Origin of the sequence: Pseudomonas sp. RIT-PI-r (assembly GCF_001297015.1) — a bacterium.
Lineage (GTDB): Bacteria > Pseudomonadota > Gammaproteobacteria > Pseudomonadales > Pseudomonadaceae > Aquipseudomonas.
Window position 1 is genome coordinate 84,028 of record NZ_LIGE01000042.1, and the last position, 22,220, is coordinate 106,247.

Consider the following 22,220-nt stretch of genomic DNA (forward strand, 5'->3'; position numbering starts at 1 on the left):
GCCTGCGGCAGCTCACAGGGGGGCATTCAGGTGGTGGGCGAGCAACGGCAAAAGTTGTTCGCAGGAGGCTTCGATCTTAAGGTCGAGCAGGTCATCCGCACGGGTCTTGCCGAGGTTGATCGCGATCAACGGTTTGCCGCGATCGGCAATCACCCGGCACAGGCGAAATGCGGAATATGCCATCAACGACGAACCCACCACCAACATACCCGCCGCATTCTCGGCGGCGGCCATCGCTCGGGCGGCGGTGGGCTGCGCGACGTTCTCGCCGAAAAACACCACATCCGGTTTCATCCGTTCCCCTGCACAATGCGGGCAGCGCGGCACCTGAAAACGTCCTTCAAACGCCGGATCGAGCAACGTATCGCCATCCGGCGCCAGCACCGCATCGACACCTGCCAGATACGGGTTGTGCATTTCCATCAAACGTTGAATCGAATCGCGCTCACTGCGCTGACCGCAATCCAGGCACACCACCCGATGCAGGCTGCCATGCAATTCGATCACGTCATGGCTGCCGGCCTGATCGTGCAAGGTGTCGACATTCTGCGTGATCAAGGCGTGGAGCAAGCCATGTCGCTGCAAACCGGCCAGCGCTTCGTGCGCCGCATTCGGTTGCGCCTGACGCACCCGTGGCCAACCGAGCATCGCCCGCGCCCAGTAGCGGCGACGCGATTCGGCGCAGGCGAGGAATTCCTGATACATCATCGGTTGCCGGCCACGACGCACACCGTCGCTGTCGCGGTAATCCGGTATGCCCGACGGCGTACTGATGCCAGCGCCGGTCAGCACCAGAAAATCGCCATCGGCCATCGCCTGTTGCAACGTGTCGAGGTGTTTGCGGGTCGGGCTGTCGAGCATGGTCAGCACTCCGGGGGCGGCGGGATGCCATGCAGATTAGCACTGACCCTGTGGCGAGGGGGCAACCCCCTCGCCACAGGTTTTTTGCAGAACCACAGGGTTATGCAGCGTTACTTGCGCGCCTCCAGTATCAGATTGAACGGTGTTTGCGTCGCACGGCGGAATTGTTTGAAACCGGCCTCGTTGAACACTTTGCGCAAGCGCACTTCCCCGGCCTGCGCACCGAGGCCCAATCCGACTTCCTGGGACAGCGAATTCGGCGTGCAGATAAACGTCGATGCCGCATAAAACAGTCGTCCGACCGGGTTGATGTTGTCGTCCAGCGTATCGTTGGCGAATGGCTCGACCAGCAACACTGTGCCGTCGTCCTTCAACGATTCGAAGGCATGCCGCGCGGCACCGACCGGGTCGCCCATGTCGTGCAGGCAATCGAAATAGCAGATCAGGTCATAGTCATCACCGGGATAGCTTTTCGCCGTGCCCTGGAAAAACTTCGCCCGGTTGCTGACGCCACCTTCTTCAGCGCGCTGAGTGGCGACGGTGATCGACGGCGCGTGGTAGTCGAAGCCCACGAAGCGCGAGTTGGGAAACGCCTGCGCCATGATCACCGTCGAGGCGCCATGGCCGCAGCCAATGTCGGCGACGTTGGCACCGCTTTCGAGTTTGCCCACGACACCGTCCAGCGCCGGCAGCCACTCAGCGATCAGATGCCCCTTGTAGCCTGGGCGGAAAAACCGCTCGGTGCCGGTGAACATGCACGGATGGTGATCACCCCAGGGCAGGGCGCCATTGCCGCGCATGGCTTTGACCAGTTTGTCCTTGTCATGGAAAAACGACGCCACCACGCCTAATCCGCCGGCGATGTACACCGGTGAATCTTCCACGGCGAGCGCCAGTGCCTGTTCTTCCGGCAGGCGAAACTGGCCGTCACGGTGTTCCATGTAGCCGGACGCGGCATGTGCACTGAGCCATTCGCGCACCAGCCGTGGATTGCAGGTGGTTTTTACCGCGAGGGCTTCGGGGCTGATCGGCTGACTGTCGGCCATGGCCCGATAGAGTCCCAGTTCCTCACCGACAATGACATTGGCCAGCATTGCCGCACCGCCCATGTCATTGACCAGTTTGCCCATGAATTCGTTAAGTTTGAGTTCGTCCATGATGGTGCTCCTGTGCCTGGATCACGATCCAGAGGTCTTGCTTATCCCAGGCATACACCTCTGGGGTGTGGTCGTCTTGGATTCGAGCGAAAGCCGCGTCCTGCGTGCCATCGCCCCGGTTGCCCTGTTGTGGGAACAGGGTAATTAAGAGTCTAGTCTTGCTGGGCAATTCGAGGAGCATTTTGCCCGCGCAGATTGCTCTGATTGTGGGTGATCAGTAAGTGCCTCAGGGCGTAACGCAGTTACTTGGCCGGTATACGCTTGTAAATGACTTTTCCATCGGCTATTTGCAATGTTTTATCGGGGACTCCTGCAGCGATCGCAGTAAAGCGCAGATTAGCTTCCAGATGATCAACAGAAGCGTCTGCGAGCAACTCAATGTCTCCTTCAATGGATGGGAAAAGATTACCGTCGGCGGCGAGGACGTTGTAGGACGCATAAATCGGATCGCCAAATTTGCCGATTTTATAACTACCTTTTTTAGTACCCTCAGGAAGACGCAGTATGAGCGCGTGTACACGGGGCGCAAGAGTGCTCCAGATCAGTTCAGAGGCATATAGTTCGAGTTGTTGAGTGTCCGGTAAGAAAGCGACCTGATGGGTCTGTGTCGAGTACGTCACCGGAAAAGCACCGGTCACGTCTGCGGTAAGCGAGTTTGTGCTGTGAACGCCCGGTTCCTTTAACCCGGTCATTTCAAAGTGACCATCGGTCAGCCGAAATCGCTTGCCGCCAAACCCGCCTTCGAAATCAAAGGTTCCCACCATTTTCTCTTGGTCGCCGTAATATCGGAGCGTCAGAGAACCGGTGCTCGAAGACACCATAAAGTCACCTGAAATATAACGAATCCAAGCGTTTTCCGCCCCGTCATCCCCATTAAGCGGGTAGGTTTTTTCTATACCAGTATCAGGCAGGCTGGCCGGCACGTGTATATACAACGCTCGATTACCCTGTTCTGACGCGTCAGCAGCCGATATTTGCCAATGATTTGGCAAGCGACTGATCTCGAACCGAGAATCGGCAACGAAATCAGGCTCGTCAACACTCTTCGCGGTCATGGTTCCTGCTGTTGCATTCGGCTGTCGAGACATAAACGCTCTTCTTGGTTTTGAGGTTGTTTCTCGAGTCTAAGAAGCATTTTGAAAGTTCGATACTGTCAACTCTGACAGGTGTAAAAAGCTGTTTTCTTATCGCGATTGGGTAATTGGAAATTGGCTTCTTGTATTGGCGTGTATCCCAATTACCTGTTGATACACGGCGTGGCAAAAGTTGCCGAGACTGCACACAGCGCTGATACAGCCACCGTTTCAACTGTATGGGTCAGCCATCATCAGAGGTGTCCATGCCAAACTCCAAATCATCAATGCCCTCGCGCGTCGGACTCGGTCTGCGCCGTGGCCTGCTCAAGGATCTGCAAGCCGCCAGCGCAGGTGATTTCGACTTTCTAGAAGTCGCCCCGGAAAACTGGATCGGTGTTGGCGGTGCCCACGGAGCGGCTTTACGCGAGTTGGCCGAGCGTTACCCGTTGTCCTGTCACGGCTTGTCGCTGTCGCTTGGCGGCTCGGCACCGCTGGATAGCGGGTTTCTTCAGGAAGTGCGCGTGTTTCTCGATCATTACCACGTGCCGCTGTACAGCGAACACCTGAGTTATTGCAGCGATGACGGGCATCTTTACGACTTGCTGCCATTGCCGTTCACCGAAGAGGCGGTGCACCACGTCGCGGCGCGGATTCGCCAGGCTCAGGACGTTCTCGGCCGGCGTCTGGCCGTGGAAAACGTCTCTTACTACGCGGCTCCGCGTCAGGACATGGATGAAGTGACCTTCACCAATGCCGTGCTGCGCGAGGCCGATTGCGACCTGCTGCTGGACGTCAACAACGTCTACGTCAACTCGATCAATCACGGTTTCGATCCGCTGACATTTCTCGCCGGGATCGAGCCGGGCAGGGTCGTGGGTATGCACGTCGCCGGGCACTTCGACGAGTCCGATTCGCTGAAAATCGACACACACGGGGCTTCGGTGAAACCCGTGGTGTGGACGTTGCTGGCCGAGGCCTACAGGCACTTCGGCACGCAGCCGACCTTGCTGGAGCGAGACTTCAACTTTCCGGCATTCGCCGAACTGGTCGCAGAGCTGCAGATCATCCGCCACCTGCAATCCCGGGAGGCCAACCATGGATAACCTCTTGCAGCAACAACAGGCGCTGACCCGATACTTGCGCGATCCCGACCGTCAAACGCCGCCGGTCGACATGAACGCGGCGCGGGTTAACGTCTATCGCGATCTGGTGTTCAACAACGTATCGCAACTGTTGAGCGGCACGTTTGCAGTGTTGATTCGCATCATCGGTGAGCAACGCTGGGGCTTGCTGGTGCGCGGTTTTTTGCGGGACTGGCGGGCGCAGACGCCGAAGTTTGGCGAGATTGCCGAAACGTTTCTCGACTATCTCGCGACGCAACCGCAGGTGTTGCGAGAGGGGCAGTGGCCGGCGTTCCTGCTGGAGCTGGCGCATTACGAATGGGTCGAGATGGTCTTGCAGCAATCTGATGCTGAGGTGCTGTCATGGACAGATCCGGTGCTGTTGCTGGAACTCCCGCTGCAGCTCTCGGCGTTGGCCTGGCCGTTGGCGTATGTCTGGCCTGTCCATCAACTCGAGCCGAATAATCAACCCGCCACGCCACCGGCGCAACCGACGCTGTTGCTGGTGCGGCGCACGGCAGACTGGAGTGTGAAGTTTTCCGAATTGAGCCCGCTGGCCTGGCGGTTGCTACAGCGCATCAGCGAGTTTGCGCCGTTGACGGGACGTGAACAGTTGCAAGCTCTGGCGCAGGAGGCCGGACAGTCGGCGAGCGCTTCGTTCATGGACAGTGGGCTGGCGTTGTTGCAGCAGATGCATGAGGACCAGGTGATCGGTCTGGTATCTTGAACACTTGAACCGCGCCGCACCCTGTGGGAGCGAGCCTGCTCGCGAAAGCGATCTGTCAGTCAACTTGAACATCGACTGACAGGACGCCTTCGTGAGCAGGTTTATTTGTAGATATCAAGAATGGAGAGGGAGCTTGAGTTCAGCGCACAAGCCGCCACCCTCGCGATTACTCAAGGTCAGCGAACCACCCAGCGCCATGGCCAGTTGCTGGGCAATGGCCAAGCCGAGGCCGGTGCCACCAGTGTCGCGATTACGCGAGTTTTCCACGCGATAGAACGGTTCCATCACTTTTGCCAGTTGCGTTTCGGCGATGCCCGGGCCGCGATCCATGACGGTAATCGCCAGGCTGCCCTTGTTCGCTTCGACCCAGACTTCGGCGCTGCCGGCGAATTTCAGCGCGTTGTCGGTGAGATTGACCAACACCCGACGCAGCGCATGCGGACGGGTGTCGACCACCACTTCGCTCTTGCCCACTAGCTGCACATCCTTGCCCATGTCCTGATAGTCGAACACCAGACTTTCCAGGAACGAATCCAGGTTGGTGCGCCGACTTTCTTCGGTCGAGCCATGAATGCTGCGGGCATAGGCCACGCCTTCGCGCACCAGATGCTCCATCTCGCCGAGGTCATTGCACAGTTTGTCTTTTTCCGCTGAGTCGTCCATGAACTCGGCGCGCAGTTTCATCCGCGTGATCGGCGTTTGCAGGTCATGGGAAATCGCCGCCAGCAGTTGCATGCGTTCTTTGAGGTAAGCAGCGATGCGCGCCTGCATCGCGTTGAACGCACGGGCGGCGTAGACCACTTCGGTCGGGCCTTTTTCGTCGAGGTGGACCGGGTGGGCGTTGGGGTCGAGGGTTTCCACGGCGTTGGCCAGGCGGGTCAGCGGGCGGATCGCAATGCGCACTGCCAGCCAGGTACAGGCGATCATCAGCGCCAGTTGGCCGAGCAAGACCACCGGCAACCACGGCGACAACGGGGCCATCGCCGGGCGTACATCGATGGTCACCGGGCTGCCATCGCTCAGTCGCAGGTGGCCCTGAAAGTGTTTCTTCGGCCCGGGAATATCGCTGAAGGTCAACGGGTAGCGCTCACCGATGGCCTCGGTGATCGAGGTAACGGCCACCGGCACATCCCCGGCCTTGATCGGCGTGCCCGGTTCGCCTTCGCTCAACAGGTAACCATAATTTTTTCGCGCCAGACGCTCGAGCCAGCCAGGACGCTCTTCGGCGGGCAAGCGATCGAGGATGGCGATCGAGGTCGAAACGTCGGTTTCGAGGTTGCCGAGCATGGTGTTCTTCGCGCTCTGGTAACGCTCGTAATACTGCGCGCCGAACGACAATGCCTGGGCCAGCAGCAAGCCGATCAGGAAAATCAGCGACAGGCGCGAGGCGAGGGTGCGCGGCCAGTGCAGGTTCAGCTTCATGCCGGGGCACCGAGGATCTCGACCGGCAGCGAGAACACATAACCTTCGCTGCGCACGGTCTTGATATAGGCCGGTTCGCGCGCATCATCGAGCAGACGCTGGCGCAAACGGCTGACCAGCAAATCGATCGAGCGGTCGAACAGATCGGCATCACGGCCCTGGGTCAAATTGAGCAACTGATCGCGGCTGAGCACCCGTTGCGGGTGATCGAGAAATACCCGCAGCAAACGGTATTCGGCGCCACTCAGCGCGACCATGGTGCCGTCCTTGTCGAGCAGATGGCGCGCCGAGGTGTCCAGCTGCCAACGGCCGAAAGCCAGTAGACGACCGGCTTCGGTGACCACCAGATTGGGCGGCAGCATGCGCGTGCGGCGCAGCACGGCGTTGATCCGCGCAAGCAATTCGCGGGCGGCGAACGGTTTGGTCAGGTAATCGTCGGCGCCCATTTCCAGGCCGATGATGCGGTCGGTTTCATCGTTGCGCGCGGTCAGCATCAACACTGGCGTGGCCTTGTGTTTGCCGACGCGCAGCTCGCGGCACAGCTGCAGGCCATCGTCGCCGGGCATCATGATATCGAGCACGATCAGGTCGACGGTGTTGGCTTCGAGAAAACTGCGCATCTGCCGGCCATCGGCGACCACCGTGGTGCGCAGGCCGTTTTTCTTCAGATAGTTACCAACCAGTTCACGGATCTCGCGGTCGTCGTCGACGATGAGAATGTGATCGACATGTTCCATCGGGTTCGAGCCTCTATATCAAAGGGGAATGCCGTGCAGTCTATCGAGCCTCGCGCGGCTCGCCTGCCTGCCTTTGTATTGCAGTGTATCTGCCGTGACAACGGATACATGAGCACGCAAAAACGCGGTTCTTCCAGGGTTTTGTATCGCTGTGTATCTCCCTATGGCAGGGATACACAGCGATTGAAACGCGGCTTTTCCTGACACAGACGCGATACCTCGCGAGCCTCAAATAGGCTCCATCGAGGCACACACAGATCGCCTCGGCTCAAACCCACTGAAGCCTTGAGGAACACGCCATGAACAACAAGTCCGTCATCGCCGCCTGCCTGTTTGCTGCGCTGAACATTTGCACGCTGTCGGCCCGCGCCGAAGCCGATGTCACCGCGCAAACCTACACCTACGGCACCCACCTGGATATCCACAAAGTGCTCTCGCTGAAACAGGACAACTCGGTGACTTGCGGCATCGTCGAGGCGCGCATGACCTACCTCGATTCGGCCGGTCAGACCCGCGTGCTCGATTACAGCAAATTCGCCGACGGCTGCAACAACGACAACTAAGCCATCACTCTTTATAGAAGGAAACAGCCATGAACAACGTATCGCGTTTTTTGACCGCCATCGCCTTCTCCCTGGCCGGCGTCGTCACCCATGCCAACGCTGCGGTTGAACAGCATAGCTGCCACAGCGGCACCTGCTTCCAGCTGACGCCGGTGGCCAAGCAGGGCAGCGACGGCCTGATCGCAGCCGACGGCGCCAGCCGCACGCCACAGGGCCAGATGTTTGCAGCCGACGGCGCCAGCCGCACGCCGCAGGGCCAGATGTTTGCCGAGAACGGCGCCAGCCGTACGCCGCAGAGCCATTGGCTGGAAAGCCAGAACGTTTGAATGGCTTGTTACATTCATTGATCAAGGGTGACTCACTATGTACCTCATCGCATTCCTCGGCGGTCTGCTGACCGTGCTCAGCCCCTGCATCCTGCCGGTGGTGCCGTTTCTGTTTGCCGGTGCGCAACGCAGCCGCGCCTCGATTCTGCTGACCCTCGGCGGCATGGCCCTGACCTTCGCGCTGATCTCCAGCCTCGCTGTGGTCAGCAGCGAATGGGTAATCCAGGCCAGCAACAGCGGGCGCTACGTCGCACTGATCGTGATGAGCGTATTCGCCCTGTCGCTGATCTCGGCACGCGTCGGCGACTGGCTGACGCGCCCCTTGGTGATGCTCGGCAATCGCCTCGACCCGGACACCCGGAAAAAGGCCGGGCCGTTGAGCTCGATCATGCTCGGCGTGGCCACGGGGCTGCTGTGGGCACCGTGCGCCGGGCCGATTCTCGGCGTGATCCTCACCGGTGCCATGCTGCAAGGCGCCAACGCGCAGACCAGCCTGTTGCTGCTGGCCTATGGTGTCGGCAGTGCGTTGTCGCTGGGGACCTTGATTTTTGCCGGGCGCGGTCTGGTCAATCGGCTGAAACTGTCGATACCGTTCACCGGTTGGTTGCGCCGCGGTGCCGGTGTTGCGGTACTCGCGACGGCGGCGGTCATTGCCAGCGGCTTCGATAAAACCTTGCTGGCGACCACGTCCTCCCAAGGCGTGGTCAGCGTCGAGAAAAGCGTGCTGGAAAACGTGCCGAGAGTGGTCGACTACTTTGTCAGCAAAGTCCGTGCGGACTCGCCGATGGAGGAGGGCAAAGGGGCGATGCCGTCACTTTCCGGCGCGGTGCAATGGCTGAACTCGCCCGAGCTGAACGCTGAATCTCTGCGCGGCAAAGTGGTGCTGGTGGACTTCTGGACCTACGACTGCATCAACTGCCAGCACACCCTGCCGTACGTCAAAGACTGGGCAAAGAAATACGAAAAAGACGGTCTCGTGGTGATCGGTGTCCACACCCCGGAATACGGCTATGAGCGGATCATCGACAACGTCAGAGATCAGGTGAAAAAACTCGGCATCACCTACCCGGTGGCCATCGACAACAACTATGCGATCTGGCGCAACTTCGACAATCAGTACTGGCCGGCGCATTACCTGATCGACGCCAAGGGGCAGGTGCGTTACAGCCACTTCGGCGAAGGTCGCTACGAAGGGCAGGAGCAGATGATCCAGCAGTTGCTGCAAGAGGCGAAGGCGCCTGCGGCCTGATCAGTGAAACCAATGGCTCAGAGGTCGCGCACCATGAGCCATTGTTCGTTGTCCCAGGCGTGAAAACGTTCCAGCACCTGCCAGCCGCGTTTGGCGTAGTAGTCCTGCTTGTTTTGCGTGTGCAGGTACAGACGCGCAAATCCGCAGTCTTTCGCCTCCTGACAAACCCCTTCAATCAAACGTTCCGCCAGACCTTGTCCGCGCGCTTCAGGACTGACGAAGACGCAGGCCAGCCATGGGCCGAGATCAGGACGCAGGGCGAGGTCATCGCGTGCCAGCGCGGCGCCGCCGACAAGGTGTTCACCGTGCATGGCGATCAGGCAGGACCAGTCACCATTGCCTTGGCCTTCGGCGAACTCACGTTGCCACTCGGCCAGCGGGTGGTCGACGTATTCGTAAGGGAATTGTTGGTGGATCCATTGAGCATAACGGTCGCTGTGGTGCATGTGATGCGCGAGCCAATCGAGTTTCAGTGACATCAGTCGAGTCCGTTCCAGAAGCGAGGGAGCATCAGAAACCAATCCCCCCAACCTTGGCAATCCTCAAGGTGTTCCAGAGGTTTTACAGATTCTCACCATTCATCGGCGAACCCACTGTTTTCGGGGGTTGCCAGACGATTGGCGGGGACGCCGTGCGGTCTCGGCGCGATAGTGCTTGAGCAGGGTCACTGCCGGCCTTGCCCCATAACAAGAGCGCGAGGTTGCCATGCCTAAATTCGTGATTGAACGCGAGATTCCAGGGGCCGGGAAGCTGTCGGAAGCAGAACTCAAAGCCGTGTCGAAAACGTCCTGTGATGTATTGCGCGAACTCGGCCCGCAAGTGCAGTGGCTGCAAAGTTACGTCACCGCTGACAAGATCTATTGCGTGTACATCGCACCTGATGAAGAGCAGGTACGCGAACACGCCAGGCTCGGTGGTTTTCCGGCCAACAGTGTGGCGCGTGTGGTGACGGTCATCGATCCGACGACGGCCGAATGATCACCGATCCCACCCGCAGCGGAGTTCACTCTTATGAGTACCCCGATTGATCTGACTGCCCTGAAGGAACGCCAGAAAGTCGCCTGGGCCAGTGGCGACTACGCCGTGATTGGCACGACGTTGCAAATCGTCGGCGAAAACCTCGCCGAAGCCTGCGACCTGCGTTGCGATGAGGAGGTGCTGGACGTCGCTGCCGGCAACGGTAATGCAACGCTGGCGGCGGCGCGGCGCGGTTGCCTGGTCACCTCGACAGATTACGTCGCAGCGCTGCTGGAACGCGGCCAGGATCGTGCCCGCGCTGAGCATCTCGACGTGACGTTTCAAGTTGCTGACGCCGAGGCATTGCCGTTTGCCGATGAGAGCTACGACGCCGTGCTGTCGACCTTTGGCGTGATGTTTGCGCCGGATCAGAACAAGGCTGCTGCCGAGTTGGGACGCGTCTGTCGCCGAGGCGGTCGGATCGGTCTGGCCAACTGGACCCCGGAAGGCTTCGTCGGCCAGATGTTCAAAATCCTCGGCCGCCACCTGCCTCCGCCCGCTGGCGCGCAACCGCCATCGAACTGGGGCTCGGATGCGTGGTTGCACAAGCACTTCGATGATCGTGATTTTCTGGTGCGCGTGATGCGCCGCGAGTTCAATTTTCGCTATCGTTCGGCCGCGCATTTCATCGATATTTTCCGCCATTGGTACGGGCCGGTGCACAAGGCCTTCGCGGCACTGCCGCCGGAAAGCGGACAGGCGCTGGAAAGTGATCTGGCGGATTTGCTCAACCGTTTGAATCGGGCGGGGGAGGGTTCGTTGGTGGTGCCAAGTGAGTATCTGGAGGTGGTGATCACTAAACGCTGAGTTACACCCGGTTTTCGAATCTATTGCGATCCGTGTAGGAGTGAGCCTGCTCGCGATAGCGGTCGTTCAGTAAAAAAATATTCAGCTGACAGACCGCTATCGCGAGCAGGCTCACTCCTACATTGGATGTGTGTTGGGTTCTGGAGTCTATTTCACCTGCGGCCGCTCAAACCACTCCAGCGCCGTGCGCCAGATGCAGATCCCCAGAAAGTACGCCGACATCAGCAACCACAGCCCCATCACCAACGGGTTGATCATCGGGTGGTTGAGCACCAGCGACAGACTGCACAGCAGCCAGATCGCCGTCACTGCAATGTTGATCGGCATGAACCGGCGTACACGGAATGGATGCAGGAATTTCATCCGTGTCACCGTTAGCAATGCCAGGCCAATCACCGTCAGAAAAGTGATCCACGGCCCCGGTCCGATGATGTACAGGCACAGCGCGACCACATTCCACGCAGCAGGAAACCCGACAAAGTAGTTGTCCTTGCTCTTCATATTGACGTTGCAGAAGCAGAACAGCGACGACACCAGAATCAGCGACACGGTCAGCAGCAAGGTGTAATCGGGCAGCGGAATGTAGCGATAGATGAACAGCGCCGGGATGAACACGTATGTCAGGTAATCGATCACCAGATCGAGGATCGAACCGTCGAAACTCGGCAGCACCGATTGCACGTTGACCTTTCGCGCCAGTGCGCCGTCGAGGCCATCAACGATCAGCGCCACGCCCAGCCACATCAGGCAGTGGGTCGGCTGGTTTTCCAACAGGGCGAGAGTGGCCAGAAAGGCAGTGACCACGCCAGTCGCGGTAAAACCATGGGCGCCCCATGCTTTGAGCCTGGCGATGTGTACGGTCGATATCACAGGGGCGTTCTCCAAAAAAATGAAGCAGGCCGGGTATCACCCTTGGGCAACAAGGGCGCCGGCAAACCGGGTCGGGGTTGCAGCTATCGACCGGTCTGGCCGGGATAAGGTTCACCATCCTTGAATCTTAGCTGCCCGGCGAAAAAAAACGCGGGCGAAATCCGTTGGCGCTTTGAGTCTCAGCCAAACGGTGCTGGCGCAATGGCTTAAGGGGTCTATCGTTGCCAGACGCAGTCACTGCCCTTGCCTGAGGATGACGTCATGAACACCAGCGATTTGCTTGAAAAACTGCTGCGAGGCCAGGCCTCGGCGGGACAACAATCTGCAAACCCGGCTGGCGGGTCAGACGGTTTAGGCGAGTTGTTGGGCGGCCTGCTCGGTGGCGGCTCAGGCGCGGCCAGCGGCGGCGGATCTGCCGGTGGACTTGGCGGCTTGGGCGGCTTGCTCGGTGGTTTGCTCGGCGGCGGTGCCGGTGGTGGTCTTGGCGGCGCCTTGGGTGGGGCGCTGGGTGGCGGTGGCGGCACGCAAAGCCGCTCCGGCGGCACCAACTATGCGGCGCTGGCATCGCTGGGAATGATGGCCTTTCAGGCGTATCAGGCCTGGCAACGCAGCCAGGCCAGCGCGGCCCCGCAACAGATCCCGCAAACGGCGAATTTGCTTGCCGGCCCGGAAGTCGAGGAGCACAGCCACGCGGTGTTGCGCGCATTGATCGCGGCGGCCAAGGCTGACGGGCGTATCGATAAATCCGAAAAAGACCTGATCAGCAGAGAAATCGGCAAGCACACCGATGATCCGCAATTGCAGCAATGGCTCGACGCCGAAGTCAGCAAACCGCTGGACGCAAACGAGGTGGCGCAGTCGGCAAACGGTGACCCGGCTGTCGCCGCCGAAATGTACCTCGCCAGCGTGATGCTGGTGGACGACCAACAGGACGCCGAGCGCAGCTATCTGGATGAACTGGCAGCCGCCTTGCAGATCGACCCGGATTTGCAGGTGCATCTCGAGCAGCAAGCCAAGGGCCAGGCCTGAAAGCAACATCAAAAGATCGCAGCCTTCGGCAGCTCCTACAGGGTGTACATCATTCCATGTAGGAGCTGCTGAAGGCTGCGATCTTTTGATCTTCAAAACCAGATGGCATCCCATAACGGGTAGTCCCCCACACGCCGAACCAATCCGGCGCGTATCGGGTTCATAACGATATATCGGGCCGCCGCTTTAAGATCTTCATCGCGACGCAACGCCCGGTCGTAGTAACCGCGTTGCCATAACCGTCCCTGACTGCCGCGCTTGAGATTGATCGAACGACAACTGCGCGATTTGACGCGGCACATGAGCGCTGCCAATGAACCTTGTTTCAATTCGATCAGCCAATGCAGATGATCCGGCATCACCACCCACGCCAGCGACTGAACCATTCCCTCGTCACTGGCTGCACGCATTTGCTCTACCAGCAGTCTTCCCAAACACCAATCCGAAAATACTGACTGACGTTCGTGAACGGCGGCGGTGAGCAGATAAATACGTCCAGCCTCGCTATAACGTCCTTTGCGTAATCCACACGCCTTTGCAGCAGTAGGCATTCCTTTGCCCTCCCCAAAACATCGTCCCTGAACGTTAGCAATCCCTAACCGTTACGCGAACTCAACCCATTGCACGATGTAACCCTGTAGGAGCCTTTGGCAGCTCCTACAGAGGAATTCAATGGGTGCGAGGATCGCGCAGGTGGCCGTCCGTCCGGGCAATTTTCACGTCGATTGAATTTTTCGCAGGCGCTGCCTCTCTGCTGCTGTAGAGGCGCGTGCAACAGCGTCCTGCCAACCGACCGGGAATATTTGCCATGACTGTCCTGACACGCTTGCACACCGCGACCGATAAACCGCACGTGATGAACGGCGGCGGGAACGTCCGCCAGATATATGACGCGTTGTTGCGTGATGATAATCCCCAAGACCTCGCACAGGCGTTCCTGCAGGAGCAACTGCAACACGCCGCGCAGCTTTCCGATTCCCTGCCCGAAGACCCCACGACCTGGCATGCCTGGGTAGCCGAACATTGCGCCGACGTTGCCAGCCAATACTCAGACTATCTGCAACAGCGCAAGGCCGGTGGGCCACGGCAATTTTTCCGTGGCAAGGCGCAGGCGCTGTATTTCCTGCAAGCGGTGGCACCGACCAAACTGGTTGATGGTGCCTGGCTTTCTGGCCTGTTGCCGCGCTGGCGGGACCCGCGTTTCCAAGGCTTGCTGCGCACTTTTCTGGAAGAACTGGGCGATGGCAATCCGGCGCAGAATCATGTGGTGATCTACCGCAAACTGCTCGCTGAACACGACTTGCAGGACAGCAGTGCCATCGATGATCAACGCTACCTGCAAGGCGCAATACAACTGGCTCTCGGTGTCTGTGGCGCGGATTACCTGCCCGAGGTGATCGGCTACAACCTCGGCTACGAACAACTGCCGTTGCACCTGTTGATCAGCAGTTACGAACTCAGTGAACTGGGGATCGATCCGTACTATTTCACCCTGCATGTGACCATCGACAATGCCAGTACCGGCCATGCGCAAAAAGCCGTGCAGGCAGCGCTCGATCTACTGCCGCTTGAGGCCGATCGCGGCGAATTTCTGCGCCGGGTCGCGCTGGGCTATCGGCTCAACGATCTGGGGCAGGGCAGTCGCGCGATCATTGAAGGGTTCGACCTTGAGCACGAGTTGCTGGCGATGCTCGAGCGCAAATGTCCGTTCGCCCAGCATATGCATTCCGATTACTGCCGTTTCGAAGGGCAGACCGTCAATCAGTGGCTGGCTGCACCGGAGCAATTGCCCGGATTCCTGCAGGCGTTGCAGAACAAAGGCTGGATCAAACGCCACGAAGACCCGCAGGCCAGTCGCTTTTGGCAACTGATCGCGGGCGACGGTGCGGCGATGTTTGGCGTATTCAACGCCTACGAGAAACAACTGGTCCACGACTGGATTGCGGGTGACTGGACCTCTTCGGATAAATCCAAACCCGTTCGACGGCACAGTCAGGCCGCAGCGACCATCGAAGGGCTTGAACAAGATCCCGACGTACAGGCGCTCAACGCGGCGCTGCAAGGTCAGGCCGACCTGGCGCAGACCGCGATTCTGACCCCGGGGCTGGCCCGGGCGCGCCATGCGCACCGGGCGGACCCCTCGCTCCCCGCCGTTTTATCGAACTCAAATCCCGCCTGCCGTAAGGACATCACCGATGAATCAGGAAGAGCAACTCTGCCCCAACGATCTTGTGCTGCTGCAACTGGGCCGGCGCTTGTTGGCAGACGGCTATCGGTTTGTTACGCCGACGCCGTTGACCCATCAGCGGGTCAATCAGCGTGACGAGGGCCAGATGGCCGACTCTTTGCGCGACGTTTTTGGCTGGTCGCGGCCGTTCGCGCCGGGGTTGTTGTCGGCCGATGAACAGCGGCAACTGCAAGACGCTCAAGTGATTGATGCGTACGACGGTCAGCTCAAGAGCCGGGTGCGCTGGTCGAGTCTGGATGATCTGCTGTTCGTGCATTCGGCGTTCCCCACCGACGCGGCCGACGCGGTATTTTTCGGCCCGGACACCTATCGTTTCGCGCAATTGATTCACGCTCACTTGCAACAGAACTTCGCGCCCATCCATCGCGCGGTGGACATCGGTTGTGGCGCGGGCGTCGGCGCGATTCTGATCGGCCGTGCCCGTCGCGAGGCGCAAGTGCTGGCGCTGGACATCAACCCCGCAGCGCTGCGCCTGACTTCGATCAACGCCGCACTGGCGGAGGTTGCCAACGTCGAAGTGCACGCCAGTGACCTTCTGCAGGGTGCCGAGGGCGAGTTCGATCTGATTGTTGCCAACCCACCGTACATGGCCGATCCGGCAGAGCGCGCTTATCGTCACGGTGGCGGGACGCTGGGGGCGGGGCTGTCGCTGCGCATTGTCGAGCAGGCGTTGAATCGACTGGCACCCGGCGGCTCGCTGTTGCTCTACACCGGTGTGGCGATGGTCGATGGTCGCGATCCATTTCTCGACACCGTGCTGCCTCGACTGGACGAGAAGCGCTTCGGCTGGACGTACCGCGAACTCGATCCGGATGTCTTCGGCGAAGAACTGCTCAACCCCGGTTATCAACGGGTAGACCGAATCGCCGTGGTGGCGCTGACGGTGACCCGAATCGGCTGAAAAAAGGCAGGCACGCGATGAACAGGAACCTCGACGACTACAACCGCATGCGCGACTTTTCGGCGACATCAGAACCGGCGGCCGTCAAACGTTCGGGGCGCAAATCCGCCACCGAGCACGCCTTGCAGTTCTGCATCCAGAAGCACGACGCTTCGCACCTGCATTACGACTTTCGCCTGGAACTCGATGGCGCCTTGAAAAGCTGGGCGGTGCCGAAGGGGCCGTCACTCGACCCCAAGGTCAAGCGGCTGGCGGTGCATGTCGAGGATCATCCGCTGGATTACGCGACGTTCGAGGGCAGTATTCCCGAAGGGCATTACGGTGCGGGCGATGTGATCGTCTGGGATCGTGGCGTGTGGATACCGCAGGAAGATCCGCACAAGGCCTACGCCAAGGGCAAGCTCAAGTTTGAGCTGCAGGGCGAGAAGCTCGGCGGCATCTGGAACCTGGTGCGCACGCACATGCCGGGCAAGAAAGAGCAATGGTTTCTGATCAAGCATCAGGACGGCGCCGCGCGCCCGCAGGATGATTACGACGTGCTGGTGGCCGAACCGGACAGTGTGCTGAGCGAGCGCACCATCGTCGGCAAACCCAAACTGGCCGCCGAGCAAAGCAAACCGCTAAACAAGCCTGCGGCGAAAACCCGCAAACCTGCGAGCGGCAAGCTCACTGGCGCACACAAGGCCAAACTGCCAGCACAAATCAAGCCGGAGCTGGCCACCTTGGTCGATAGCGCGCCCGAAGGGCAGTGGAGCTACGAAATCAAATTCGACGGCTACCGGATCATGGCGCGCATTGACCATGATCAGGTGCAGCTGTTTACCCGCAACGGTCACGACTGGACGCACAAACTGCCGCAACAGGCTGAGGCGCTGGCCGCGCTGGGATTGGAGTCAGCGTGGCTTGACGGCGAGATGGTCGTCGCCAATGAACAAGGCGTGCCGGATTTTCAGGCCCTGCAAAATGCTTTCGAGGCCGGGCGCAGCGGCAACATCCTCTACTACCTGTTTGATCTGCCGTATCTCAACGGGGTCGACCTGCGTGAAGTGCCGGTCGAGGAACGTCGCGCCGCATTGGCCACGGTGCTTGGCAGCCATGAGCAACCGTTGTTGCGCTTCTCCGAAGCCTTTGACGAAACGCCGGACGCGTTGCTCAACAGTGCCTGTCAGATGCAGATGGAAGGCCTGATCGGCAAACGCCTTGGCTCGCCGTATGTGTCGCGACGCAGCGGCGACTGGATCAAGCTCAAATGCAAGCATCGCCAGGAGTTCGTGATCGTCGGTTACACCGATCCGAAAGGTTCGCGCAGTGCGTTCGGCGCCTTGTTGCTGGGGCTGCATGATCGCGACAGCGGAGAGTTGCGCTATGCCGGCAAGGTCGGCACTGGTTTCAACGAGTCGACGTTGAAAAGCATTCTGGCGCAACTCAAACCCTTGCAGGTGAAGCAAGCCGCTGTGGTCAATCCGCCCAGCGGTTTCGAGGTCAAAGGCGTGCACTGGCTCAAGCCGAAACTGCTGGCGGAAGTCGCGTTTGCCGAAATGACCAAGGACGGTTCGGTGCGCCACGCCGTGTTCCATGGTCTGCGCGATGACAAGCCGGCCAGGGACATCACTGAGGAGCGAGCGAAACCGGTGAAGACTGCAGAGAAGACACCCGCCGCGAAAAAAACCACGAAAAAAGCCCCGGCGAGCAATGCCGAGAGCGCGCCATCGCAGCTCGGACTGGCCAGCGGCAAGGTGCGCATCACCCACCCGGATCGCGTGATCGACGCGGTCAGTGGCACCACCAAAATGCAACTCGCCGAGTATTACGCCAGCGTCGCCGAATGGATCCTGCCGCAACTCAAGGAGCGCCCGGTGGCACTGGTGCGCGCGCCAGACGGCATCGCCGGCGAGTTGTTCTTCCAGAAGAACGCCGAACGCTTGGCGATCCCCGGTATCGCTACGCTGGACAAGGACGTCACCGGACAACCGGTGATGCTGATCAACAACGCCGAAGCGCTGATTGGCGCGGTGCAGATGAGCACCGTCGAGCTGCACACCTGGAACGCCACCACCGTCGATCTGGACAAGCCTGACCGCTTCGTCCTCGACCTCGACCCGGATCCGGCGCTGCCGTGGAAAAGCATGGTCGAAGCGACAGCGCTGACGCTGACTGTGCTCGATGAACTGGGATTGAAAGCGTTCCTTAAAACCAGTGGCGGCAAGGGCATTCATCTGGTGGTGCCATTGACCCGCAAACTCGGCTGGGATGAGGTCAAGGACTTCAGCCACGCCATCGTCAGCCACATGGCCAAGCTGTTGCCAGACCGCTTTTCGGCGGTGTCCGGGCCAAAGAACCGTGTCGGGCGGATCTTCATCGATTACCTGCGCAACGGTCTGGGCGCCACCACCATCTGCGCTTACGCCGCGCGTACCCGCGAAGGTCTGCCGGTGTCGGTGCCGCTGTTTCGCGAGGAAGTCGCCGAGATCAAGGGCGCAAATCAATGGAACGTGCATAACGTTCACGAGCGTCTGGCGGAGGTCGGCGACGCGCCATGGGCCGAGATGAAGAAAACCCGGCAGAGCATCACCGCCGAGATGCGCAAACGGGTCGGGCTGAAAAAGTGATCAGGTGTTGCGCAGCAAGTCGTGGGCGTTGAGCAGTTCGAAGGCGATTTCGGGATGGTTTTCCAAGCCCCGACGAATGGCGGTGGGGATGGCCGCGCGCGTCTTGCGGCACAGGCCCGGCAACTCTTGGATCTGAATGGCAATGCCGCGCATGGTGCGCACTTCGTTGAAACCAGGAGCGACTTCGACGCGCAATCCCAGTTGCTCATACATGCGTTGTTGCAGGTGTTCGAGATCGGCAAGGTCTTTGAGTTTTTCCAGCCGCGCCAGCAGGACTTTCTCCTCCTCGCGGGTCAGGCGCAGGATGCGCAAATCCGCGCCGGGTGTCTCCAGCAACGGATCGCGCCCGCAAATGCAGGCGCCGGGCGGGCAGGGTGAGCGCAAAGGCGCGGAAGTCGTCATGGCCTCCATCATAGAGGCCGTCGGACAGTTTTGCCTATGCGCCGTCAGCGGCCGTCCATCGGCTGCTTCATCCGTGACAGCTACTGATTCAGGCCTTCGTAATGCACCAGAATCGCGTTGGCGAGATCTTCATCACTGGCGTTCAGGCCAGGATTGTCCTGGCGAACCTGTTGCAGCACCGACTCAAGATAAACCCCACGAATGGCCCCGCCACTGGCGACAAATGCAGACAAGTCGTCACGGGCCGGAATCACCATTTTGTGATCCTTGAAGGTCGAGTACAGCGACGCGGAGACACCGGCCGAGGTGGCAACATCTCCGGCGTCGACTTTGGCCAGAGCGGATCCAACGGGCAGGCATAGGAGTAAAGAAGAAACGAGCACTAACTTGCGCATGACGGTGTTCCTCCACAAGCGCGAAGCAAAAAGGGAAGGACTACATAATGTGAGAGGGGCGCGGCGGGCGGGAGTTCCGTGGGGCTGGAAAGTCTGCGTTATTGCAAAACAGACGCGGGCAACGCGATTACGGGTTGCCCGGCCTTCAGACGGCGACGGCTCAGATCACCCCGCAGGCCATGCGATCACCGCCACCGCCCAGCGGTTTGGGCATGTCAGCGTGGTTGTCGCCACCGGCATGGATCATCAGCGCATGGCCCTTGATCTCGGCGATCTTTTTCAGGCGCGGCGCCAGTACCGGGTAGTTGGCGATGCCGTCAGCGGTCACGTAAACCGCTGGCAAGTCGCCCAGATGGCCGTCGGCGTAAGGGCCGAGATGCTTGCCGGTTTTCTGTGGATCGAAATGCCCGCCAGCGGCCAGTGCAGCGCCTTTCACGCCATCCTTCATCGCGGCTTCGCAACTGCCGTTCTCATGGACGTGGAAGCCATGGATGCCGGCCGGCAGGGACTTCAGATCCGGGGTGAACAACAGGCCATACGCGGTTTCGCTGATGGTGACCGAGCCGATCGCTTGCGGCGCACCGTCGGCGCTGACCAGATTGATGGCGACTTTTTCCGTCGCCGCCTGTGCGCTGCCGATGGCCAAAGTGCCAAGCAGACCCAACCACAATACGCGTTTCATAGGCGTCTCCCTTTGCTGCATGAGTGTTCAGAACGGCGGACTCAATAGCCTGCCGGCATTAACCGGCGATGAAGGCGTTGTACGCCTGCGTTGCAAAGTGAGACTTGCCGCTCAATGCGAAAGTTTTGCGACATTTGGCCCTCATGCCGACACCTGCTGACACGCTCTGGCACGGCAGACCTGCGCAAATAGGCTTAACTGAAGGTCTGACAGGCGTTTGCAGGCATGGCCAAGGAGGAAACCCCGGTGTCGATCAAACTGCGTTTAGTGTTGCTGATTGTGACAAGTCTGCTGACGGCAGTGATCGTGAGTCTGGTCAGTTACGTCGGCAACCAGCGGATGGCTGCAGCGGTCAGCGACAACGCGGTCAGCATGAGCGCGCTGCGCAACCACATGGAAGCCGACATGATGCATGACGCCCTGCGCGCCGATGTCTATTCGGCCATGTTGGTCGGGCTGGGCAAAAGCACCAGCACGGCGACCGAGGTGCGCGAGTCGATTGACGAGCACGCGGGGCACTTTCGCGAAGTGCTCGATGAGAACCTCAAATTGCCGATCAATGCTGCATTGCGTACAGCGCTGGAGCAGATAAAACCGAGTCTCGACATCTACATCAATGCGGGCGAGCGGATTGTCGGCCTGGCGCTGGATAATCCGGATACCGCGCAACAGGAACTCGGTTCGTTCAATACCGCATTCGGCCAACTTGAAGAGCAGATGGCTGCGTTAAGTGAACTGATCGAAACCAATACCCGGCAGACCAGCGCAGGTACCGAAGCCGCCATCCGCAATGCCAATATTGCGCTTGGTGTGGTGTTGCTTGCCGGTCTGCTGCTGCTATTGGTGGAGGGACGCTGGGTGATACGCAGCATCATGGGGCCACTGAAAACCGCCAGCCGCATCGCCGACAGCATCGCTCACGGCAACCTCGGCGAACCCATCGCCGAGCCGTCCGGCAAGGATGAAGCGAGTGCGCTGATTCGCACCTTGGCGACCATGCAGCGCGATCTGCGCAACATGATCGACGTGGTGCGACGCAACGCTCACGGCGTCAGCGGCATGAGCGCACGACTCAGTCAGGGCTGCCATCAGGTTGCCGACAGCAGCCAGCAACAAAGTGTCGCCGCCGGCACCATGGCCGCCGCCGCCAGCCAGATGACCGCGAGCATCGAGGAAATCACCCGTCACGCCGAACGAGCCCTGAGCATGGCCAATCAAGCCGAAACCCTGGCGAAAGAGGGCGGTGGGGTGATTCATCAAGTGGTCAGCGACATGGACGATATCGCGCGCTCGGCGCAACAGTCGGCACAGGTCATCCGCACACTGGATCAGGAATCCGAAGGCATTTTCAACATCATTCAGGTGATCAAGAGCATTGCCGACCAGACCAATCTGCTGGCGCTCAATGCCGCCATTGAAGCGGCTCGTGCCGGCGAGCAGGGCAGGGGCTTTGCGGTGGTCGCGGACGAAGTGCGCAGTCTGGCGGCGCGCACCAGCGCCTCGACCCAGGAAATCGCCGCGATGGTCGCACGCATTCAGCACAGCACCCGCGAGGCGGTCAGCAGCATGGAGGCAGGTGTTGCACAGGTCGACAAGGGCATGGCGGTGACGGCTGATGTCGAGCGCGCCATCCGCGAAATCCTCGAGGCGACGTTGAGCACGACACAACTGGTCAACGACATCACCCGCACGATTGGCGAGCAGAGCCAGGCCAGTAACGAGATTGCCCATCAGGTGGAAATGATCGCGGGGATGTCCGAGGGCAACAGCCGGGTGATCGGGCAAACGGCGAATACCACCGATGAGCTGTCGAGCCTGGCGGGGCAGTTGGCGCAATCGGTGGATCGGTTTCGGTTGTGATAGCCGTTGGGTCAAATGCGGTTTCGGTGTCTGAACAGGCCTCATCGCTGGCAAGCCAGCTCCCACAGTGGGCGGTGGTGTAAACACAATTGCATTCACAACATCGAACCCTGTGGGAGCGGGCTTGCCCGCGAAGAGGCCGGCACAATCAACATCCATTC

Annotated in this window: 22 protein-coding genes and 2 pseudogenes; 13 read left to right on the forward strand and 11 right to left on the reverse strand. The window is 59.9% G+C overall.

All coding sequences use genetic code 11. From position 1 onward, the window contains the following. Positions 1 to 12: 12 nt before the first annotated feature. The 3 genes from AK821_RS25500 to AK821_RS25510 form a co-directional block, all read right to left on the reverse strand. The gene (locus AK821_RS25500; RefSeq protein WP_064392658.1) at positions 13 to 861 is read right to left on the reverse strand and encodes an NAD-dependent protein deacetylase; all 849 of its coding nucleotides are present in this window, start codon (positions 859 to 861) and stop codon (positions 13 to 15) included. A gap of 110 nt (positions 862 to 971) precedes the next feature. Next, positions 972 to 2,018, reverse strand: a complete 1,047-nt coding sequence (locus tag AK821_RS25505; RefSeq protein WP_064392659.1) for a class I SAM-dependent methyltransferase — start codon at positions 2,016 to 2,018, stop codon at positions 972 to 974. A gap of 242 nt (positions 2,019 to 2,260) precedes the next feature. After that, positions 2,261 to 3,073, reverse strand: a complete 813-nt coding sequence (locus AK821_RS25510; protein ID WP_064392661.1) for a hypothetical protein — start codon at positions 3,071 to 3,073, stop codon at positions 2,261 to 2,263. Positions 3,074 to 3,357: 284 nt separating this feature from the next. Between AK821_RS25510 and AK821_RS25515 the strand changes: the two genes are divergently transcribed. Together AK821_RS25515 and AK821_RS25520 are read left to right on the forward strand one after the other, a co-directional pair. After that, a complete protein-coding gene (locus AK821_RS25515; protein ID WP_064392664.1) occupies positions 3,358 to 4,197 on the forward strand; it encodes an HvfB family MNIO-type RiPP peptide maturase in 840 nt (279 codons plus the stop codon). Next, positions 4,190 to 4,942: an HvfC family RiPP maturation protein gene (locus AK821_RS25520; RefSeq protein WP_064392665.1), complete on the forward strand. Its 753-nt coding sequence runs from the start codon at positions 4,190 to 4,192 to the stop codon at positions 4,940 to 4,942. The genes AK821_RS25515 and AK821_RS25520 overlap by 8 nt, the downstream gene beginning before the upstream one ends. A 114-nt stretch (positions 4,943 to 5,056) precedes the next feature. Here AK821_RS25520 and AK821_RS25525 read toward each other — a convergent pair whose 3' ends face one another. Both AK821_RS25525 and AK821_RS25530 read right to left on the reverse strand, forming a co-directional pair. Continuing rightward, on the reverse strand, positions 5,057 to 6,364 hold the full coding sequence (locus AK821_RS25525) for an ATP-binding protein (RefSeq protein WP_064392667.1): 1,308 nt from the start codon (positions 6,362 to 6,364) through the stop codon (positions 5,057 to 5,059). Then, a complete protein-coding gene (locus tag AK821_RS25530; RefSeq protein ID WP_064392669.1) occupies positions 6,361 to 7,101 on the reverse strand; it encodes a response regulator in 741 nt (246 codons plus the stop codon). The genes AK821_RS25525 and AK821_RS25530 overlap by 4 nt, the downstream gene beginning before the upstream one ends. 299 nt (positions 7,102 to 7,400) lie before the next feature. Between AK821_RS25530 and AK821_RS25535 the strand changes: the two genes are divergently transcribed. The 3 genes from AK821_RS25535 to AK821_RS25545 are packed head-to-tail and all read left to right on the forward strand — an operon-like array spanning position 7,401 to position 9,239. Continuing rightward, entirely contained in the window at positions 7,401 to 7,664 is a 264-nt protein-coding gene (locus tag AK821_RS25535; RefSeq protein ID WP_064392672.1) for a DUF2790 domain-containing protein, read from the forward strand. Between the two features lie 29 nt (positions 7,665 to 7,693). Further along, positions 7,694 to 7,990 carry a hypothetical protein gene (locus AK821_RS25540; RefSeq protein ID WP_064392673.1) on the forward strand — a complete coding sequence of 99 codons (297 nt, stop codon included), beginning with the start codon at positions 7,694 to 7,696 and terminating at the stop codon, positions 7,988 to 7,990. Positions 7,991 to 8,027: 37 nt separating this feature from the next. Beyond that, the gene (locus AK821_RS25545) at positions 8,028 to 9,239 is read left to right on the forward strand and encodes a cytochrome c biogenesis protein DipZ (protein ID WP_064392674.1); all 1,212 of its coding nucleotides are present in this window, start codon (positions 8,028 to 8,030) and stop codon (positions 9,237 to 9,239) included. 17 nt (positions 9,240 to 9,256) lie between these two features. Here the strand turns inward: AK821_RS25545 and AK821_RS25550 are convergent, their stop codons facing one another. Continuing rightward, positions 9,257 to 9,718 carry a GNAT family N-acetyltransferase gene (locus AK821_RS25550; RefSeq protein WP_064392675.1) on the reverse strand — a complete coding sequence of 154 codons (462 nt, stop codon included), beginning with the start codon at positions 9,716 to 9,718 and terminating at the stop codon, positions 9,257 to 9,259. 226 nt (positions 9,719 to 9,944) lie between these two features. On the opposite strand from AK821_RS25550, the gene AK821_RS25555 reads away from it, so the two are divergent. Then, positions 9,945 to 10,217, forward strand: coding sequence for a DUF4242 domain-containing protein (locus AK821_RS25555; protein WP_064392676.1), 273 nt, complete (start codon positions 9,945 to 9,947; stop codon positions 10,215 to 10,217). A 33-nt stretch (positions 10,218 to 10,250) separates the two neighbouring features. Beyond that, the gene (locus tag AK821_RS25560; RefSeq protein ID WP_064392677.1) at positions 10,251 to 11,063 is read left to right on the forward strand and encodes a class I SAM-dependent methyltransferase; all 813 of its coding nucleotides are present in this window, start codon (positions 10,251 to 10,253) and stop codon (positions 11,061 to 11,063) included. A gap of 147 nt (positions 11,064 to 11,210) precedes the next feature. On the opposite strand, the gene pcsA is transcribed toward AK821_RS25560, so the two are convergent. After that, the gene (gene pcsA / locus AK821_RS25565; RefSeq protein WP_064392680.1) at positions 11,211 to 11,933 is read right to left on the reverse strand and encodes a phosphatidylcholine synthase; all 723 of its coding nucleotides are present in this window, start codon (positions 11,931 to 11,933) and stop codon (positions 11,211 to 11,213) included. A gap of 261 nt (positions 11,934 to 12,194) precedes the next feature. On the opposite strand from pcsA, the gene AK821_RS25570 reads away from it, so the two are divergent. Beyond that, on the forward strand, positions 12,195 to 12,962 hold the full coding sequence (locus tag AK821_RS25570; protein ID WP_064392682.1) for a tellurite resistance TerB family protein: 768 nt from the start codon (positions 12,195 to 12,197) through the stop codon (positions 12,960 to 12,962). 92 nt (positions 12,963 to 13,054) lie between these two features. Here the strand turns inward: AK821_RS25570 and AK821_RS25575 are convergent, their stop codons facing one another. Beyond that, positions 13,055 to 13,513 carry an REP-associated tyrosine transposase gene (locus tag AK821_RS25575; protein ID WP_064392684.1) on the reverse strand — a complete coding sequence of 153 codons (459 nt, stop codon included), beginning with the start codon at positions 13,511 to 13,513 and terminating at the stop codon, positions 13,055 to 13,057. Positions 13,514 to 13,770: 257 nt separating this feature from the next. Here AK821_RS25575 and AK821_RS25580 point away from each other — a divergent pair. The 3 genes and pseudogenes from AK821_RS25580 to ligD all read left to right on the forward strand — a co-directional run bounded on the left by AK821_RS25580 (position 13,771) and on the right by ligD (position 18,720). Continuing rightward, positions 13,771 to 15,146: pseudogene (locus AK821_RS25580) on the forward strand (iron-containing redox enzyme family protein). An 11-nt stretch (positions 15,147 to 15,157) separates the two neighbouring features. Continuing rightward, the gene (locus tag AK821_RS25585) at positions 15,158 to 16,111 is read left to right on the forward strand and encodes a methyltransferase (protein ID WP_064392685.1); all 954 of its coding nucleotides are present in this window, start codon (positions 15,158 to 15,160) and stop codon (positions 16,109 to 16,111) included. Positions 16,112 to 16,128: 17 nt separating this feature from the next. Beyond that, entirely contained in the window at positions 16,129 to 18,720 is a 2,592-nt protein-coding gene (ligD, locus tag AK821_RS25590; RefSeq protein WP_064392687.1) for a DNA ligase D, read from the forward strand. Here ligD and AK821_RS25595 read toward each other — a convergent pair whose 3' ends face one another. The 3 genes from AK821_RS25595 to sodC form a co-directional block, all read right to left on the reverse strand. Continuing rightward, the gene (locus tag AK821_RS25595) at positions 18,721 to 19,122 is read right to left on the reverse strand and encodes a hypothetical protein (RefSeq protein WP_177330981.1); all 402 of its coding nucleotides are present in this window, start codon (positions 19,120 to 19,122) and stop codon (positions 18,721 to 18,723) included. An 80-nt stretch (positions 19,123 to 19,202) separates the two neighbouring features. Beyond that, the gene (locus tag AK821_RS25600; RefSeq protein ID WP_008082402.1) at positions 19,203 to 19,517 is read right to left on the reverse strand and encodes a DUF2388 domain-containing protein; all 315 of its coding nucleotides are present in this window, start codon (positions 19,515 to 19,517) and stop codon (positions 19,203 to 19,205) included. Between the two features lie 160 nt (positions 19,518 to 19,677). Continuing rightward, positions 19,678 to 20,199 carry a superoxide dismutase family protein gene (sodC, locus tag AK821_RS25605; protein WP_064392689.1) on the reverse strand — a complete coding sequence of 174 codons (522 nt, stop codon included), beginning with the start codon at positions 20,197 to 20,199 and terminating at the stop codon, positions 19,678 to 19,680. Positions 20,200 to 20,424: 225 nt separating this feature from the next. Here sodC and AK821_RS31480 point away from each other — a divergent pair. Together AK821_RS31480 and AK821_RS31485 are read left to right on the forward strand one after the other, a co-directional pair. Further along, positions 20,425 to 21,201 (forward strand): annotated as a pseudogene (locus AK821_RS31480) (MCP four helix bundle domain-containing protein); the annotation flags it as partial. Positions 21,202 to 21,333: 132 nt separating this feature from the next. Next, entirely contained in the window at positions 21,334 to 22,059 is a 726-nt protein-coding gene (locus tag AK821_RS31485; RefSeq protein ID WP_437180761.1) for a methyl-accepting chemotaxis protein, read from the forward strand. Positions 22,060 to 22,220: the final 161 nt, after the last annotated feature.